The sequence below is a fragment of the Streptomyces sp. 13-12-16 genome, from assembly GCF_002114215.1.
Taxonomy (GTDB): Bacteria; Actinomycetota; Actinomycetes; order Streptomycetales; family Streptomycetaceae; genus Streptomyces.
In genome coordinates, this window is record NZ_NCTE01001364.1 from 517 (window position 1) to 2,560 (window position 2,044).

The 2,044-nt window shown below is 75.5% G+C and carries 1 protein-coding gene; it reads right to left on the reverse strand.

Going from position 1 to position 2,044, the window contains the following annotated elements:
- On the reverse strand, nt 1-2,044 hold a 2,044-nt coding region (locus tag B7767_RS40940), incomplete at both ends, for an amino acid adenylation domain-containing protein (protein WP_143652955.1).

Here is a 2,044-nt window from a genome sequence, read left to right on the forward strand (position 1 = left end):
TGCTCGGGCAGGTGGGCGGCGGCGTGTGCGCGCAGTGCGGCGGAGTTCACGGGTTCGTCGCCCGCGGGGACGGTGTAGGCGACGAGGTGCAGCGCGCCGTTGCCGGAGCTGCGGGGTACGACGGCGGCGCGCGCGACGCCCGGGTGGGCGGCGAGGACGGCCTCGATCTCGCCGGGTTCGACGCGGAAGCCGCGCAGCTGTATCTGGGCGTCGGCGCGGCCGAGGTAGTCCAGCGTGCCGTCGGGGCGGCGCCGGGCCAGGTCGCCGGAACGGTACATGCGGGCGCCGGGCGGGCCGTAGGGGTCGTCGAGGAAGCGTTCCGCGGTCAGCCCGGGCCGGTTCAGGTACCCGGCGGCGACGCCGGCTCCGGAGACGTACATCTCGCCGGTCGCGCCGGGCGGCACCGGGTGTCCCACGGGGTCCAGGAGGTGGACGCGCAGGTCGGCGAGGGGGGTGCCGATGACGCTGCCGCGGCGCGGGTCGTCCAGGTCGGCCCGGGTGAGGCGGTGGTGGGTGACGTGCACGGTCGTCTCGGTGATGCCGTACATGTTCACCAGCGCCGGGCGGTCCAGGCCGTGCCGGTCGGCCCAGGGGCGCAGCCGCGCCGGGCGCAGGGCCTCGCCGCCGAAGACGACGTAACGCAACGCCCCCGTGTCCCGGCCCCGTTCGAGGTCGGCGTCGACGAGCTGCTCGAACGCGGACGGCGTCTGGCTGAGGACGGTCACGCCCTCGTGGTGCAGCAGCTCCAGGAACTCCCCGGGCGAGCGGCTGACGGAGTACGGCACGACGACGACCCGGCCGCCGTGCAGCAGGGCGCCCCAGATCTCCCAGACGGAGAAGTCGAAGGCGTAGGAGTGGAACAGCGTCCACACGTCGTCGGCGCGGAAGTCGAAGTGTTCGGCCGCGGCGGCGAAGAGCCGGACGACGGCCGCGTGCGGGACGGGCACGCCCTTGGGGCGGCCGGTGGAACCGGAGGTGTGGATGATGTACGCGATGTCGGACGGGTTCGCCGGCCCGTGCCGGTCGGCGTCGCTCAGGTCGGCGTGGGAGCGGCGGGCGAGGTCGGCCGCGACCGCCGGATCGTCCAGCAGGACGGCGGGGACGGTGTCCCCGGCGAGGTGGACGTGGGCCTGCTCGGTGACGAGGACGACGGGGGCCGCGTCCTCGACGACGAGCCGCAGCCGCTCGGCCGGGTGACCGGGGTCCAGGGGCAGGTAGGCGGCGCCGGTCTTGAGCACGGCCAGCAGGGCGGGCAGCAGCCGCGTCCCGCGCTCCAGGGCCAGGGCCACCACCCGGCCCGGGCCGGCGCCGTGCTCGGTCAGCAGCCGGGCCAGGCGGTTGGCCTCGGCGTTGAGTGCGGCGTACGTGAGCCGTTCGCCTCCGCAGGTGACGGCGGTGCGCCCGGGACCGGTCGCCACCCGCTCCTCGAAGAGCTCGGTGAGGGTCCGCTCGACGGGAAAGGCGCGTACGGGGGTGTCGCGGGGGTGTTCGCCCGGCAGCAGGAGGTCCAGGTCGCGCAGCGGTGTCGTCGGCTCCGCCTCGGCCAGCCGGTGCAGCAGCGTGACGAACCGGTCGCGGTGCAGGGCGAGTTCGTCCTCCTCGTACAGCGCGGGGTTGGCGTCGAAGGCCAGCCACAGCTCGCCGGGGCGGTCACCGGGGCGCACCGAGATCTGCAGGTCGTCGACGGCTCCGCCGGACAGGTGGTGCCAGGTGGTGGGGTGACCGCCGAAGACCGGCGACTCGTCGAACGGGACGATGTTGAGCACCGGCCCGTACAGCCGGCGTCCGGTGCCCAGCAGCCCCAGGTCGCGGCGGAGGAACTCACCCCGGTAGCGCTGGTGGCGGCGCAGGACCTCCAGTTCGTCCGCGACGGCCCGGGCCAGCTCCGCCACGGGCGTGCCGGGTGCGGCGGCGACGCGCAGCGGGAGGACGTCGGAGGCGGTGCCCGGGGTGCGCAGGGCTGCGCTGCCGAGCCGGCTCATCGTGGCCAGGCCCAGCACCAGGTCGGCGGCGCCGGTCATCCCGTGCAGGTAGGCGGCGGTGG